This window comes from Pedobacter alluvionis, assembly GCF_003664035.1.
Taxonomy (GTDB): Bacteria; Bacteroidota; Bacteroidia; order Sphingobacteriales; family Sphingobacteriaceae; genus Pedobacter; species Pedobacter alluvionis.
Map to the genome: position 1 here is coordinate 64,258 of NZ_RCCK01000014.1, position 15,252 is coordinate 79,509.

The 15,252-nt window shown below is 42.3% G+C and carries 14 protein-coding genes; 3 read left to right on the forward strand and 11 right to left on the reverse strand.

The window, feature by feature from the left end; translation table 11 throughout:
• Nucleotides 1-4: 4 nt before the first annotated feature.
• A complete protein-coding gene (locus BCL90_RS19785; RefSeq protein WP_121286357.1) occupies nucleotides 5-1,876 on the reverse strand; it encodes a hypothetical protein in 1,872 nt (623 codons plus the stop codon).
• Between the two features lie 282 nt (nucleotides 1,877-2,158).
• Nucleotides 2,159-2,779 carry a hypothetical protein gene (locus BCL90_RS19790; protein ID WP_121286361.1) on the reverse strand — a complete coding sequence of 207 codons (621 nt, stop codon included), beginning with the start codon at nucleotides 2,777-2,779 and terminating at the stop codon, nucleotides 2,159-2,161.
• Between the two features lie 414 nt (nucleotides 2,780-3,193).
• Between BCL90_RS19790 and BCL90_RS26045 the strand changes: the two genes are divergently transcribed.
• Nucleotides 3,194-3,436, forward strand: a complete 243-nt coding sequence (locus tag BCL90_RS26045; protein ID WP_244095154.1) for a DUF1275 domain-containing protein — start codon at nucleotides 3,194-3,196, stop codon at nucleotides 3,434-3,436.
• A gap of 2 nt (nucleotides 3,437-3,438) precedes the next feature.
• Nucleotides 3,439-3,933 (forward strand): YoaK family protein, encoded by a 495-nt coding sequence (locus BCL90_RS19795; RefSeq protein ID WP_244095159.1) that lies wholly within the window; start codon nucleotides 3,439-3,441, stop codon nucleotides 3,931-3,933.
• Nucleotides 3,934-4,220: 287 nt separating this feature from the next.
• Here the strand turns inward: BCL90_RS19795 and BCL90_RS19800 are convergent, their stop codons facing one another.
• The 6 genes from BCL90_RS19800 to fumC are packed head-to-tail and all read right to left on the reverse strand — an operon-like array spanning nucleotide 4,221 to nucleotide 11,668.
• Complete coding sequence (locus BCL90_RS19800) at nucleotides 4,221-4,967, reverse strand: succinate dehydrogenase/fumarate reductase iron-sulfur subunit (RefSeq protein WP_121286363.1); 747 nt, start codon at nucleotides 4,965-4,967, stop codon at nucleotides 4,221-4,223.
• Nucleotides 4,968-4,986: 19 nt separating this feature from the next.
• The gene (locus BCL90_RS19805; protein ID WP_208529938.1) at nucleotides 4,987-6,897 is read right to left on the reverse strand and encodes a fumarate reductase/succinate dehydrogenase flavoprotein subunit; all 1,911 of its coding nucleotides are present in this window, start codon (nucleotides 6,895-6,897) and stop codon (nucleotides 4,987-4,989) included.
• Complete coding sequence (locus tag BCL90_RS19810; RefSeq protein ID WP_208529937.1) at nucleotides 6,897-7,562, reverse strand: succinate dehydrogenase cytochrome b subunit; 666 nt, start codon at nucleotides 7,560-7,562, stop codon at nucleotides 6,897-6,899. The genes BCL90_RS19805 and BCL90_RS19810 overlap by 1 nt, the downstream gene beginning before the upstream one ends.
• A gap of 37 nt (nucleotides 7,563-7,599) precedes the next feature.
• On the reverse strand, nucleotides 7,600-9,030 hold the full coding sequence (locus tag BCL90_RS19815; RefSeq protein WP_121286372.1) for an anion permease: 1,431 nt from the start codon (nucleotides 9,028-9,030) through the stop codon (nucleotides 7,600-7,602).
• 11 nt (nucleotides 9,031-9,041) lie between these two features.
• A complete protein-coding gene (locus tag BCL90_RS19820; RefSeq protein WP_121286375.1) occupies nucleotides 9,042-10,235 on the reverse strand; it encodes a porin in 1,194 nt (397 codons plus the stop codon).
• On the reverse strand, nucleotides 10,232-11,668 hold the full coding sequence (gene fumC, locus BCL90_RS19825) for a class II fumarate hydratase (protein ID WP_121286377.1): 1,437 nt from the start codon (nucleotides 11,666-11,668) through the stop codon (nucleotides 10,232-10,234). The genes BCL90_RS19820 and fumC overlap by 4 nt, the downstream gene beginning before the upstream one ends.
• A gap of 162 nt (nucleotides 11,669-11,830) precedes the next feature.
• On the opposite strand from fumC, the gene BCL90_RS19830 reads away from it, so the two are divergent.
• The gene (locus BCL90_RS19830) at nucleotides 11,831-12,226 is read left to right on the forward strand and encodes a tautomerase family protein (protein ID WP_121286380.1); all 396 of its coding nucleotides are present in this window, start codon (nucleotides 11,831-11,833) and stop codon (nucleotides 12,224-12,226) included.
• Here BCL90_RS19830 and BCL90_RS19835 read toward each other — a convergent pair.
• The 3 genes from BCL90_RS19835 to BCL90_RS19845 form a co-directional block, all read right to left on the reverse strand.
• Nucleotides 12,203-13,744, reverse strand: a complete 1,542-nt coding sequence (locus BCL90_RS19835; protein WP_121286382.1) for a L,D-transpeptidase scaffold domain-containing protein — start codon at nucleotides 13,742-13,744, stop codon at nucleotides 12,203-12,205. The genes BCL90_RS19830 and BCL90_RS19835 overlap by 24 nt on opposite strands.
• 155 nt (nucleotides 13,745-13,899) lie before the next feature.
• Complete coding sequence (locus BCL90_RS19840; protein WP_121286385.1) at nucleotides 13,900-14,316, reverse strand: hypothetical protein; 417 nt, start codon at nucleotides 14,314-14,316, stop codon at nucleotides 13,900-13,902.
• Between the two features lie 25 nt (nucleotides 14,317-14,341).
• The gene (locus BCL90_RS19845; RefSeq protein WP_121286388.1) at nucleotides 14,342-15,172 is read right to left on the reverse strand and encodes an adenine nucleotide alpha hydrolase family protein; all 831 of its coding nucleotides are present in this window, start codon (nucleotides 15,170-15,172) and stop codon (nucleotides 14,342-14,344) included.
• Between the last annotated feature and the right edge of the window lie 80 nt (nucleotides 15,173-15,252).

The following is a 15,252-nucleotide window of genomic DNA, read 5'->3' on the forward strand; positions in this document are numbered from 1 at the left end:
GTAATTATTTTGCTTTTGCTTTTTCCTCTTTTTTATGCTCTTCGTATGTTAGTTTCACTTCAAATTTATAGTCAGCCAGGTGATCTCCTTTTTTTGTATAACATTCTATTAAATACGGTTTTCCATAATAGTAGTCTACATTGATTTCCCGTCCCGGATTGTCATCTCTTTTAAAACTCACGGAGGTGATTTTTTTTAGATACTTTCCGGCAGCATTTTTAGCAAACACAAAAATCTTGTCTTTCACAATCGCTTCGTTTACCATCACTTTGTTTCCGGAAACAGTGATGCCCGCAGGAAGTTTATTAACTGGATAACTTGACCTGGCGATATCTGCAAGATTAACCCGGATCAATCCCTTTAAATATTTCGCTTTGGCAGGCAAACGGGCAGGATCATAATTTACGCTGGAACTGCCAAAGTCAACTATTGGGTTGGTGCCATTAAACTCGCCATTATTGTAGTCGATAGAGTCTTTAGGAATAGCTATCTGTTTTCCGTCCTTCTCCTCAAAAAAGACGGCCTCTTTAACCCCATCGTACCGGAACATGTTATTAATAAAAAGGGAGCTCATCATCTCCGGATATTCAAAACTCACCTGCCATTTTTCTTTATCACCTGCTGATGAGGAAGATGTTATGGAAGTTTGATCAATCTTGATTTTACCAGGGAGTTCACCAGCAGACAACTCCATTTTAGCACTTAAAAGTTTGCTCACTGCAGGGTCGTAAGCTGTGGCAAAAGTAGGAATCTCAAATACTTCCTGGTAAGGCGCGGTGCTGTTGTAAGCTCTTTCCTCTGCCTTAAATGGATAAACCGGCAACGAAAAGTTCTTTTTCCGAATGGTAGCTTTTGAATAATCCATCACGTAAACCACCACATCATCTACCGTGCCTTTAAAGTAAGCGGAATAGTATGACATATTTTTATGCTTTTCATCATACTTACGTTGCTCTTTGTCCAGATCCTTTTCTAAATTCGTTACCTTTTCAGGATTTTCTACAACCTCATTTAAAAGTTTTTTGTAAAAATCAAACATTTCGCCTGAACCGCTGGAAGATCCACTTTGGTGCAAAAACTTTTTCGCTTTGTCAGTTGCCAAAATGGTTACTAAATCCATTTTCTCGGTATCCACGGCAGGGTCTGTTTTATTAGGATTTTCAACCTCTATACTTACCGCATGCCCTTTAACTTTTGCTAGTTTCACTTTGATGCCATTCTGCTCTTTAGTGTCGCCTCTTTCATTGCTGGCGAAAGTAAACTTTAAGATGGCTTTAGGGACTTGTGCTTCAACAGAACCGTTTAAGGAAACGGGCTTTGCTGAATAGGATTTTTCATCGGGATAAAGGATGTCGAATCCTTCCTCGTTATTCCAATTGGTTCTTACCACTTGTCTGTTGATGAGGGAGTCATTTTCATCCTCAATAATGTCTGTGCTGGAGTTGTCATTAAATTTCACACTTTTCCAGGATGCCTTTTGGGCAAATGGAAGCACGTAGGGATAATGAAGTTTGAGTTCAATTTTATCGCCACGAGATTCGTCCTTTTCTACTATGATGCCGTCTAAATAATTATTCGCCAAATCGCTTGTAGAACCATAATCGTTGAGAATCACGAATGGATTTTCATCATATACCGTATCCTTTGGCGGACGTTCGTTCTCAAGGTCAATTTCCTGCAGCCAGAAAAGCATTCCTCCAAATTTTTTGGCTTGTTGCCTAAGACTATCGTTTTTAATTGCCGCTACTTTCTTTTCAAAAGCAAGCTTTTCTTTCTTGAGGTCTTCCAGCTTTTCGTCAACTGACTTTGTACAGGAAATGAAAATTGTTGATGTGAGGGAGATAGTTAGAAGTGTAAACAGGACATTTTTGATCATATTAAGAGGGTTATTTATTTAGCTACCACCCTGCAAATCTCCGGCCACAATGACATTTCGATGATTATTATTTTAAAAGCTGTAGTTCAATATAAAAATGAACATTTTTAATTGACGTACCCCTTGTGGAGCACAGCGTCTTGTTTGCCGGATTCAAAGGGATATTTGGTTTGCTGAAAGAAATCCGTCTACAACAGCCAGGCGGACCTGAAATTTATGTCCGGGAACCAACATTACAGCATTAGAAGGGTTAAAGAATGAGCTTGCGCTAAATGCTTTATCTCAAATCAGTTCTAAGGGACGATAACCAGATAAGTCCTCGCCAAAGGGCCTTGCTGTATTCCACCAGCTAACCGTTCTACCCTTTCTTCTCCCCTCCTGGTATGCACCACCTGGCTGCTCACTCAGGAATGAAAATAAAAAGAGATTATGCTCAGGGAAAGCAATTTCCTCATCCTTGATACAAGGGATTTCATTTAATTGCTTGCTGATGTACATGACCAATTGTGTCGGGTTTGAAGCAAAAAGGGGCATGCCTTGAAAATGCAACCGTTTCGCCCTATCGTCAGCGAAAACCTCCACCAATTGATTGGCTTTATATTCCAGTGATATTCCAGAGTCCATGAACACCCTCGAAATATCATCACGGCTATCTCCGATAACCTGCATTGCTTCAAGTACATTATTTAAATCGTCCTGACTGAAGAATTCTTTGAACAGATTATAGGTATCATATAGTTCCTGTTTCTGCTGCTGAAAATTTTCGTTTCTTTCTGCCGTGATCGAACCAAGTTCATCGTGATATGTCTGTAGCGCTGATTTATCCGTCAAAAAACGTATCGGCCCCAAGCCTTTCAGCGGCAATAGTTCCCAAAATGTAGAATGTTGGTTAACGTTACTCATACCACAAAACTAAGTATTATTTGAAAGAAACGATAGGCACTAATGGCGCATTACTTCCCTGCCCGTTCGGTCTGATAAACTAACATACCCGATTTGTTCGGGTTTACTTGTTTAAGTTATAGTGTAGCAGGTTATTGCCCGCATACGCTACAAAACTATAGTTTAATTTGGATAAACCACTAGCTATTTACCCCTTAAGTTTTAGCAATCGGTAAACTAATATTAAACTTTTTTTCGGATAACAAGTTCCTGGCATTTTTAAACGTGATTCTTTTAGCCTGTAATTAGATGTACGAAAAACTGTTGAAAACCATTTTACAGAATCCGGATTCCTGCATACAAAATATAAACGGAGACCATTATTAAATGGGATTGCATTTGAATTTTGTAAATTAGCGGGTAAAGAATCTACAGATGTTCAGACACAAAGGGAAAGGCCATACCTATTCCCATAATCTAAAACTAGCCTCGATCTTATCTACTGTGGCAGGGATTGTAAATATCTCCGGGGTTTTGTCGGTACATACCTTAACAACGAATGTAACCGGACATTTTGCGTTTTTCTCTGAACAGCTTTTCCTGAAGAACTATAATATGGCTTTTACCTATCTGTATTATATACTGTTTTTTTATTCGGTGCCTTTATATCAGGGCTGATTATTAAATGGGCATCAAAATACAGATCCCACAATTCTTATATTTTCCCCATCTCTCTGGAAATCGGCATCATGCTTTCCATAAGTTTGACCTGCTTTTTAGCTTCTACATGGGACCAGAAGTATCCATCAGTTATAGCTTCGGCCTTATTATTTTCGATGGGCCTGCAAAATGCATTGGTAACCAAAGTTTCGCAGTCTGTGGTGAGAACCACTCACCTGACGGGACTTTTCACAGATTTAGGTATAGAACTTTCTCAATTATTGTTTTATAAAGAAAACGCTGTACATAAATCAATACGCATGAGTATTTTCCTTAAAACCATGATCATAAGCGGATTCTTTTTAGGCGGAATGTTGGGTGGACTGGGATATCAGCATTTTCAGCTAAAAATATTATTACTTCCTGTTGTAATGCTGCTGGTTGCCCTATGGTATGACCGCCTGTTATTTCGGTATTATCATCTAAAAAGGAAGTTTAGCGATTCAACCTCATAAAGTCAGTTAACAGATGTGTTTCATTCCTTAAAATGAAGCTCACCAGTCGACCTAATCTCCGTGAGCAACTTCAAATCATTTGTTAAATGATTCGAGTTTTGTCGCATAGGGATCACAGAAGATAGCATTAAAAAACTTAAAAATCAAATGATTGAAATCCTTTTTTTCGTTTGCAGAAAACACCAAAACATGCGATAAATCGCATAAAAAAATTGAGTGATTTGGTGAGTAGTTTTACAGAGTGGCATACTCAATTGGAAACGACTTAAGTTACTTATTTACATAAACTATTTTCTTAACGCCAGTGCTTTATTGTACTCATAATTCATCCGCCCGATGTGCAGGACCGATATTTCCTGAGGGCATTCTACCTCACAGGCCTCTGTATTGGAGCAATGTCCAAAACCTTCGGCATCCATCTGGCCAACCATTTTAATTACGCGATCGGCAGACTCCAGCTTGCCTTGTGGCAATAGTACCAAATGGGATATCTTGGCCGATGTGAACAGCGCAGCGCTAGAATTTTTACAGGTCGCCACGCATGCCCCACAGCCAATACAGGCTGCGGCATCAAAGGCGGCTTCTGCGGTATCATGAGCAATAAGAATACTATTGGATTCTGGCGCCTGCCCGGTAGAAGCTGATACATAACCACCAGACTGAATAATATGGTCAAAAGCAGAACGGTCAATTTTAAGATCCCTCAAAACTGGAAAGGCCGCCGCCCTGAATGGCTCGATATAAACTGTTTCTCCGTCTTTGAAACTGCGCATATGCAGTTGACAGGTTGTAGTTCCACTCAACGGCCCATGTGCCCTGCCGTTTATCATCATCCCGCAGGCCCCGCATATCCCTTCCCTGCAGTCGTGGTCAAATTCGATCACCCGCTCTCCTTTTTTTATCAGCCGCTCGTTCAAAAGGTCGAGCATTTCCAAAAAAGACATCTGCTCGGAAATTCCTTCAACTTCATAGCTCACCATATCTCCCTTTGATTCCCTGTGCTCCTGACGCCAGATTTTCAAGTATAATTTCATGATAAATTCTTATTAAATATTATTTATAACTTCTTACTGTTAATTTTACCGTTTCAAACACCAGTGGCTCCTTATGTAACACTGGCTCACGATCCTCACCTTTCCATTCCCAGGCAGAAACATAACAGAAATCTTCATCGTTCCGAACAGCTTCACCATCCGCAGTCTGGAATTCTTCCCTGAAATGCGCACCACATGATTCTTCCCTCTGGAGGGCATCATAACACATCAATATGCCCAGTTCCAGAAAGTCTGAAACGCGTCCTGCTTTTTCAAGCTCGGAATTTACCTGATCATCACCCGTAATTTTCAGGTCATGGTCAAATGATTTTTTAAGTGCCTCAATTTCGATGATAGCCTGTTCCAAACTTTCTTTAGTTCTGGAAAGACCGCATTTGTCATAAAGCAGTTTACCAAGCGTTTTATGAAAATGATCGGCGGAGAGATGTCCCTGAACATTTAGAAACCTATCCAGCTGTTCTCTGATAACCATTTCTGCTTCTGCAAATGCCGGATGATCAGTAGTCACCTTTTCACTCTTTAGTTCTGTGGAAAGGAAATTTGGAATGGTGTAGGGAGCGATAAAATAACCGTCCACGCAGGACTGCAAAAGTGAATTTGCCCCAAGGCGGTTGGCACCATGGTCGGAAAAATTAGCTTCACCCAAAGCAAATAGCCCGGGAATGGTAGTCATCAGGTCATAGTCTACCCAAAGACCACCCATTGTAAAATGGGCAGCCGGTGAAATCAGCATAGGCTCTTTGTAGGCGTCAACACCGTTTATCTTTTCGTACATTCTGAAAAGGTTGCCATATTTCTCTTCAATTTTATCTCTTCCCTGTTCTTTTAATGCTTTTGAAAAATCCAGGCAAACCGCATTTTTCATTGGGCCTAAGCCACAGCCGGCATCAATTCGTTCTTTTGCTGCCCTTGAAGAAATATCCCTTGGGGAAAGGTTACCGAAAGTGGGATAACGCCGCTCCAGGTAATAATCTCTTTCCTCCTCGGGAATTTCGTTAGGTACCCGGTCATCTCCTGCTTTCCTGGGCACCCAGATCCTACCATCATTCCGAAGCGATTCAGACATCAGGGTTAATTTTGACTGGGTTTCACCAATTTGCGGTAAACATGTTGGATGAAACTGGATCCAGCTCACCCCTGACATATATGCTCCTTTTTTGTGTGCTCTCCAGATGGCTGAAGTGTTGCAGCCCATGGCAAGGGTAGAGAGATAATAAACTTTGCCGTACCCTCCGGTTGCCAATACAACAGCATTGGCGGCATGCCGTTCAATCTTACCGGTTTCCAGATTTCGGGCAATGATACCCCTTGCCTTACCATCAACCAATACCAGATCTAGCATCTCATGCCGGGTATAGGTTTTAACTTTGCCTAATGATTCCTGTCTCATCATTGCCTGGTAAGCTCCGATCAGTAACTGTTGTCCGGTTTGTCCACGGGCATAAAATGTCCGGGATACCTGAACACCACCAAATGAGCGGTTGCTCAGGTAACCTGCATACTCTCTGGCAAAGGGCACGCCTTGAGCAACAGCCTGATCGATCAATGCAAGCGAACATTCTGCCAGCCGATAGACATTGGCTTCCCGGGAGCGGAAATCGCCACCTTTTATCGTATCATAGAACATGCGGTAAACGCTGTCTCCATCATTTTTATAATTCTTTGCCGCATTTACTCCACCCTGTGCAGCCACAGAGTGCGCCCTGCGGGCAGAATCCTGAAAGCAGAAAGATTTAACATTGTATCCCTGTTCTGCTAATGTTGCTGCGCAGGATGAACCGGCCAAGCCGGTGCCAACGACAATGATATCCAGTTTTTTTCTGTTGGCAGGATTGATCAGCTTAGAGCGATCTTTATAATTGCTCCATTTATCAGCAAGATTTCCCTCAGGAATTTTAGCGTCTATCATTATGAATTGAGATTAAAATAAATGTAAATGGGTATTAACATAAAACCCAGGGTGATGGCCAGGGAATAGATCCACCCAACAACGCGGATGGCAACTGCATATTTGCGGTGATATAGCCCAAGCGTTCTGGAAGCACTAAAAAAACCATGAAGTAAATGAAATCCAAGGGCGATGAAAGAGAGTTCATATAGAATCACATACCAGCCTTGCTGAAAAGAAGTGATTACAATAGTATAGAGATCTTTATTTCCTTTTGCATCCAGCGGCAGGTTTCCAAACTTGTAAACGTACCAATAATCTTTAAAGTGGATAATCAGGAAGATTAGAATAATGGTACCCAATATTCCCATGTTCCGGCTGTTCCATGAACTGACTTTGCTGCGTTTATCGTAAACATATTTGCTGCCCTGCGCTTTGATGTTTACCCGGGTAATGATTAAGGCATAAACTGCATGAGCGATCAAGGAAAGATATAATACATAAGAGATGATCTTGATCAGGATGTTCCCAGACAATAAATGAGAATACCAGTTGAACTGCTCCCGTGCCAGCTCAGGTGGCGAAAGAAGTTGAAGATTCCCCAATAAATGGATGATGAGAAAAAAGCACAGGAAAAGTCCTGTGGTAGCCATGACGAGCTTATAAATTAACGTTGTTTGTTTCATAGTTGAATGTTTTCAAAAATTTTGTGCTGATTATTACCTACCAAAGGCCGATAACTTTCCACCACATACCGCCCACGATAAACCAAACCAATAAGAAGAGTACGCTCATAAAAAAGCCTTGCTTCCACCAGTCTTTCAAATCAACGTAAGTACTTCCGAAAAATATCGGTGCCGGACCATGGCCATAATGTGTAAGCGATCCCATTAATGAGGCACATGCACCCAGGAATATGGCGAGCATTGTCCCAGGTACACCCACGGCAATACCTACAGCCAAAAACACTGAATACATTGCTGCAACCTGAGCTGTAGCGCTGGCGAACATATAATGGCAATAAGAGTAGACTAATATGATCACCGGAAAAGCAAGCTGCCAGCTGAGGCCCGTCATCTGGCCTCCCACAAGCTGTCCAAACCATCCGATGAACCCTAAAGAATTCAGGAATGATCCCATCATCACCAGGGAAGAGAACCAAACGATGGTATCCCAGGCACCTTTTTCCGATTTTACATCTTCCCAGGTGAGCACGCCACATAAGAGCAAAATACAAAGGCCGATGAGTGCTCCGGTTGTTGCGTCTATGGCAAACAGGTTACCAAAAATCCACAGCACCAAAAGGATAATAAAAGTTGCGACCATCAGCCATTCTTTTACCGTCATCGGCCCCATTTCCTTTAATTGCTTTGCAGCAATAGCAGGAGCTTCTTTGGTTTCTTTTAACTCAGGTGGAAAAACCTTATATAAAAATAATGGAACCAGAATAAAACAGACCAGTCCGGGAACCAGTGCTGCAATGGCCCAGCTTCCCCATGTGATTGTAACACCAAGGTCCCGTGCGAACTTTTGAGCCATGGGATTACTTGCCGTTGCGGTTAAAAACATGACTGAAGTAATCATATTTGCATTATAACTGCTCAAAGTTAGAAATGCACCTATTTTACGGTGAGTCTCTGCTTTTTCAGGTATTGAGCCCATATTTACCGCAATGGATTTCATGATGGGAAATATTACTCCCCCGGCACGTGCGGTATTACTCGGAATAGCGGGCGCTAAAATAAGATCGGCTGTATTCAGACCGTATGCTAAACCCAATGGGCTTTTGCCAAAAATCTTGATAAAACTGTATGCTATCCGTGTTCCCAATCCAGTTTTAATAAACCCCCTGGCAATAAAAAAGGCAAGACCGATCAGCCAGATGGTTGAATTACCAAAACCACTTAGTGCGTTTAGGATCGATTTGCCCGGATCACCAGGTGCCAATACCTGGGTGGCGGCACAGAGGGTAATGCCAATAATGGCCATGGTGCCCATTGATGCAGCTTTAGATATGATCCCCACAATGGTTGCTACAAAAATAGCAAGCAAATGCCATGCATTAGGCTTCACACCCTCAGGCACTGGGATAAACCAGATCGCAACGCCTACCAAAACGGTAATGATGAGCGATTTTAAATTAATTTCTTTCATGATCGTTTTATTTAAAAGCGTATTTGTAACTGAACATAGCCCAGATTACGGTTATAGGTTGTGGTTAAGGGCACCTGGTTTTTAAACCGGTCAAATGCCACACCCACCTGAAGTGCCGCGTAGAAATCATCAGCAAAAATCAGCGACACATTAGGGATAAGCGTTTGGCGGGAATTACTGGCAAGCTTGTAATTCTCATCAAAGTATTCATACCGACAGGAGAATTCAACCGCCCGGAGCCTACGGCTTTGATGATTATAGCGAAAGGTTGGAAAGAAATAAAAGCCTTGCATCTGATATTCATCCAGATTCGGACGGATCGCCTGCTTATCTGCGTTATAGGCCAGGAAATTCGCACCTTTTTTGTATTCGGCCATGAGCAAGAGATCGAACTTGCTCGATAACGGGATCTTTGCAGTTGCATCTGCTCCATAGGCCTGGCCGATACTACTGCCTCCTAAACTGCCTGTTCCTGCATTTACCCCCAGGGTAAAGTCCTTGATCAGATCTGTTTCCAGCCTTGCATATAAATTTTTCGTATTGTTATCATCCGAAGACTGGTTTTTGTTATTTCCATTATAAGCACCCGCAAAGTATCTGATTTTACCTCCGGGAACTACATTACCGAAAATCGAAAGTCCTGTCTGAAAACTCTGCCAACCGTTTTTACCAAAGGCGTAGTACTGATTTGAAAAGTCCAGCGTACGGATAATGTCAACGGCCATCACATCTTCAATACCAAAAAACGGACGGAACTGACCGGCCTGAATATGAAAATACTGGTTCATCGAATATTTGATATAGGCATTTTCAAGCACTTTATTGCTCGGATCGCTGTTGAACTCTGCCAGGTTAGCCAGGATATTGGCCGAAAAATGATCGTTGATATCTCCTTTCACCATTATCCTTGCCCGTTTCACCAGAAAAGTATTGGAGATCGCTTTCGACGTTGCCGGATCAAAGTTTTTGCCGTTGATGTCTACATTTTTATCTAAAGCGAGTACATACCTGGTTTGCAATACACCTGCAAATGTGAGCTTTCTTTTATAGGCAGAGTAGTTTTTAAGCGTATCGCTCAATCGGGTCTGGTCTTTTTGTTGGGCAAAAGCAACGCTACTGAATAGAAAGAAAAGAATGAATATAAAACCCTGAGATTTCAGAATGGGCATTGAAACAGTTTGCATCATTATAGATTTGTATTTCATGACTTAATTGCCCCGATCATATCTTCAGGGCGTACCCATTCATCAAACTGGGCATCGGTTAACATACCAAGCCTGACTGCGGCCTCACGCAAAGTAATGTTTCCGGCCATCGCAGATTTGGCTACTTTGGCGGAATTGTCGTATCCAATATGTGGATTGAGGGCGGTTACCAGCATGAGGGAAGTTTCGAGGTGTTTTTTGATTCCCTCATAATTGGGCTCTATACCTAAGGCACAGTGCTCGTTGAATGACTGGCAGGCATCTCCGATCAACCTGGCGGATTGCAGAAAATTAGCCGCCATTACGGGCTTAAATACATTTAGCTGAAACTGTCCATTTGAACCCGCGAATGTTATGGCAACATCGTTCCCCATAACCTGCGCGGCAACCATCGTCAATGCCTCATTTTGAGTGGGGTTAACTTTTCCCGGCATGATGGATGAGCCAGGCTCATTTTCAGGCAGATGTAATTCCCCAATGCCACATCTTGGCCCCGAGGCCAGCATACGTATGTTTGATGCAATATGCATCAACGAAACTGCAATCTGTTTAAGCGCTCCATGTGTTTCCACAATGGCATCATGAGCTGAAAGTGCCTCATATTTATTATCCGCTGTGCGGAAGGGCAAACCGGTGAAGTCTGCAATATATTTTGCAACTAAAACATCATATCCTTCGGTTGTATTCATTCCTGTACCAACAGCGGTTCCGCCTAATGCAAGTTCGGATAAGTGATCCAAAGTATGTCTTAATGCTTTCAGACCATGATCCAGCTGGGATACGTAACCGGAGATTTCCTGTCCAAGTGTCAGGGGAGTTGCATCCATTAGATGTGTCCGGCCAATTTTAATGATGTCCATAAAATCTTCAGATTTTACCCTAAGGGTATCCCGCAGTTTTTCAATTCCGGGAATGGTAACATCAATTAAAATTTTATATGCAGCAATATGCATCGCGGTAGGAAAGGTATCGTTTGAAGACTGTGATTTATTGACATCGTCATTGGGGTGGACAAATAATTTTCCTTTTCCGAGTTCATTGCCCTGGAGTACATGGATCCTATTGGAAATGACTTCATTGGCATTCATATTGGATTGCGTTCCAGAGCCCGTCTGCCAGATTACCAGTGGAAATTCATCTGACAATTCTCCTGAAATGATTTCATCACAGACCTGAGAAATCAGATCGCGTTTATCCTCAGACAATACCTCCAGGTCATGATTTGCAAATGCTGCAGCTTTTTTAAGGAATCCGAATGCTTCAATAATTTCTGAAGGCATTGATGCGAGAGGACCAATCTTAAAATTATTTCTGGAGCGCTCGGTCTGCGCACCCCAGTAACGGTTTTGGGGAACCTGTATTTCGCCCATACTATCATGTTCTGTTCTCGAAAATTGAGTTGCACTACTTATTGTATCTGTATCGGATTGCATATGTGATCTATTAGGATTTATGTAAAAGTGGGCAGCTTTTCATGGGTGTGCCATGATGGCAATCATGCAGGATGGTGATATGCATCAGTACGTATTAACTGTAAATCGCCTACTTTGTATATCGCATAGCCAATTCAGGCATTGCATTTAAATATCCACCTCATGCCTTACCTACAATTAGAAGTCATCAGAAATTATCCTTACGCCGTGAAAAAACTATTGGCGAAGCGGATTGGAGAAACCTATTCAAAAATCATGAAAGCTGACGCGAACCGAATCACTATCAGCATCAGGGAACTTGGAGAAGGCGCAATCTGGAGGTGCGGTGATCATGAACCTATGCCAGCTGCGATTATGATGTGTGACATCCGCCAGGGCCGTAGTGTGCAGACTAGAAAGAAGCTTTCCATAGCGCTTATAGATATGTGCAACGAAGTTCTGGGGCTGGAGACCGGTCAGCTTAACATCGAATTCACACAGCACAGTGGCGACGAGATGTATCACCAGCGTTTGGGAAGCTTTAGTTCAGAGTGGTCACCGGATGAGGGTTCTTTGTAGTGAAGGAACTGGGTTCTGTGCTTTCAGGTTTATCTTCAAGTCCGATGCAAGGAGCCTTTCATAACCATACATAGCCATTTCCAGCGCCCGGTCCTGGGCATAAAGGTCATTGTAGATAACCAGTTGGCTATCGATCATTTCGCAGGTGATATAACTTATAGATAGTGATAACGGGGTTTTTAGTACGAAATCCTTTTTTTGATATGCCAAGATTGCTTTACGCATTACGGGTATTTTTGCTTTGTTGCCATCTGCCGATAAGATAAGGGAGGCTAGTTTTTCAACCTTTTCCACGCGGATGCAGCCGTGGCTCAACGCCCTGTCTCTGGCCAGGAACAATTTCGGTTGTGGGGTATCATGTAGGAAAACCTGATACGGATTTTCGAACCGGAATACCAGTTTGCCCAGTGCATTATCACAGCCGGAGGACTGCCTTGCAAAGTATTTTTTTGGATGTGCCTTAATGTACTTTAACTTTTTAGCGCTCACCGCAACATAATTCCCCTTTGCATCATAGATAGCAAAATGATTATTGTCCAGATAGCCCGCGTCTTTAATCGCTTTTGGCAACAGTTCATTCACAAAAATAGTGTAGGGTACTTTCCATTCTGGAGCTGTGGTGAAATATGTTATAGAACTTTCGAGTGTCGGCGTTGGCGATGAGGCCTTACCCACTATGGTTTTAAATATATATACCGAATCTGCAAGATTTAGTTTCGCAATCTGTGCGGGAATATTGATCTCCAGATTTCGTCCTGGCTTACCCGTATTCCAACGCAGGCGTTCCATATTGATCGTCATTTTCCGGACGCTTTTTTCAGGAAATTCATAGCTGTCCTCCAGGTATTGCCCCCGGACAAGATGCATGTATTTTTGCAGATCACCGTATGCTTTGGATATGGGCTGAACGCTCGCTATCTCATTGTAAAAATCTTTGCTCTCCATCAATTGACCCAATTTGAAAACGGCATCAAAATCACCTGGCTCCCCTTCATCAATTTTAGCTGGCGTCAACGATGTATTAAACTTTCCGTAGTGCAGGTGGTTCATAAAAGTGATCATGGCATCAGTCATTAGTACATCAAAGATTGCGCGCTGGGCACCGCTAAGCATTTCTGGCTCCTCAAAAAGAATTTCAATCTGTTTATATAACAGGTTGTTCGCATGAAAATCATTCCGGTCTAATCCAAACTGGTTTACGCAGTCCAGGATCATCATCGCGGGGGCAAGCTGTCTGTTGTGATTTTGCTTTTCCACCCAGGCCAGTTTATAACCTTTTGCTTTGTAAAAGCGTTCCGCAGATTTGGGATAGTTCAGCGTGCCCTGGCATGCCAGGAGCTGCGCTTTGGTCTGCTCAGAAATAAAGGCATCCCCTTTTTCTCCCTCCTTGGTAAAAGTAATGGCAGGATTCTGCGCCAGCGCATTGAACGAAATGTGTATAAGCAGGCAGATCATCCATATAATGAATACCGTTCTATAGCTTTTTGAACGGTTTGCTGTTTTGAAAATATTTTTCATCTGTTTATTTATTAAAAAGGATGGTGAATTTTATCATGATCTTTGAGCAACAAACTTCGGCTTAATCCTTTTCTCCCGAAATGATTAAGGTCAGCCTTTCGGCTGACCTTGCACATCACCACAATTGGACAGAAGACATAAGGCTTTTTATGAGTTTATGATAATTCTTGCTGCGTTTTAATAACCTGCTGTATGAGTAAAAAAAGTTCTTTTTTGAGTGTCATGTAAGTCGTTGTGAGATGGGTCATCGCGTGTTCCATCTGCTCATGCTTGTCTGCCAGGAATTCACCACGGTCAAACACCAGGTCTTCTGTTTGCCCTTCCAGATTTTTGAGGTGTTCGATCAGATGCATATCCGCACTGTACTTATCCTTTTCCAGTTGCAATAGTTTAGTGCCAACACTTTTTAGTGGTTCAAGATATTCAGGACCTGACAGGCGGATAAAATAGTCATCTAAAAGGTGGTGCAGGAAAACGGTTTCGATCTTAAAAAAATCTACATCGGATGCCCAATGCCGGGCTATAGCGTGATATTGACGATACTCTGCGGAGGTGCTGTTTATACCATTCATAAGTGGAATATTTTAATTAAAAGGTTTAAGAAGGAAAAATCAGTATGGGAACAGGATTATATAGTGAGCACTTATCTTTGAAGTATTGCTGCGTGAGGAAATTAAAATGAAAATGCTGGTCAACCAAAACCAGGAGATCTGCCTTCATTTCGCTCACTACTACTTCCAGCGTATCCATAGACTCGCCTTGATCCAGAATATTCAGGAAGAGTTTGTTATAGCCTACATTTAGGCTGACTTCTTGATTAAATACTTCTTCTGCCTGACTGGTCTCCATCAGGGGAAGGCCGCTTGCGCTAGAGTGTGCGATAACCAGATTGGCATCCCAACAGGTGGCAAGGTTTGCCAGAAACTTTACAGTCCCAAGACCGCAGAAACGCAGGTCGGTCAAATATACCAACCGTTTGAGTTCATTCTCTGACCATGAGGAAGGAACGATCAGTAGTGGCACATGAATTTTATGTAACAGATTATTAATGGCAAGATTTACGTTGAGCAAAGCATGGGGCAGAAATTCATCCAAGCCCTTTATTACCATTAATATTTCATTTTCGCCTGCCAGCCTATATAGATCCCCATTTTCACAGGAAAAGCTCAATTCCTGAATTAAGGGTTTAAATCCCGGATGGAGCAATTTTCTTTTCAGAAGATTTTTCATCAGCTTTGAATCCACCGCTACAGCATCCCTGACCTCTTGAAGGGTTTCAGTCCATCCATACTCCTCGGTAGTTAATTTTAGAGCCGGTAAATTAGCGAGGATGAGATTTACCCCAAGACGTTGTGCCAGGACGAGTGCAAATACCGCAGCATGCTCAGATTCTGGACTCTGATCGTTGATGATGATAATGGATTTCATTTGTTATTTGTTTAAGCTATACGCTGACAACAAAGGTCGGTATAGCTTAAAGCAAATGAAATGATGGTGGTCACCTTAAT

What these genes read in the sequence shown, in the direction of transcription:
- BCL90_RS19840 (WP_121286385.1), bottom strand. Translation starts at nt 14,316, where the DNA reads ATGAATGGTATAAACAGCACCTCCGCAGAGTATCGTCAATATCACGCT.
- BCL90_RS19835 (WP_121286382.1), bottom strand. Translation starts at nt 13,744, where the DNA reads ATGAAAAATATTTTCAAAACAGCAAACCGTTCAAAAAGCTATAGAACG.
- BCL90_RS26045 (WP_244095154.1), top strand. Translation starts at nt 3,194, where the DNA reads ATGTTCAGACACAAAGGGAAAGGCCATACCTATTCCCATAATCTAAAA.
- fumC (WP_121286377.1), bottom strand. Translation starts at nt 11,668, where the DNA reads ATGCAATCCGATACAGATACAATAAGTAGTGCAACTCAATTTTCGAGA.
- BCL90_RS19805 (WP_208529938.1), bottom strand. Translation starts at nt 6,897, where the DNA reads ATGATAGACGCTAAAATTCCTGAGGGAAATCTTGCTGATAAATGGAGC.
- BCL90_RS19830 (WP_121286380.1), top strand. Translation starts at nt 11,831, where the DNA reads ATGCCTTACCTACAATTAGAAGTCATCAGAAATTATCCTTACGCCGTG.
- BCL90_RS19810 (WP_208529937.1), bottom strand. Translation starts at nt 7,562, where the DNA reads ATGAAACAAACAACGTTAATTTATAAGCTCGTCATGGCTACCACAGGA.
- BCL90_RS19815 (WP_121286372.1), bottom strand. Translation starts at nt 9,030, where the DNA reads ATGAAAGAAATTAATTTAAAATCGCTCATCATTACCGTTTTGGTAGGC.
- BCL90_RS19820 (WP_121286375.1), bottom strand. Translation starts at nt 10,235, where the DNA reads ATGAAATACAAATCTATAATGATGCAAACTGTTTCAATGCCCATTCTG.
- BCL90_RS19785 (WP_121286357.1), bottom strand. Translation starts at nt 1,876, where the DNA reads ATGATCAAAAATGTCCTGTTTACACTTCTAACTATCTCCCTCACATCA.
- BCL90_RS19790 (WP_121286361.1), bottom strand. Translation starts at nt 2,779, where the DNA reads ATGAGTAACGTTAACCAACATTCTACATTTTGGGAACTATTGCCGCTG.
- BCL90_RS19845 (WP_121286388.1), bottom strand. Translation starts at nt 15,172, where the DNA reads ATGAAATCCATTATCATCATCAACGATCAGAGTCCAGAATCTGAGCAT.
- BCL90_RS19800 (WP_121286363.1), bottom strand. Translation starts at nt 4,967, where the DNA reads ATGAAATTATACTTGAAAATCTGGCGTCAGGAGCACAGGGAATCAAAG.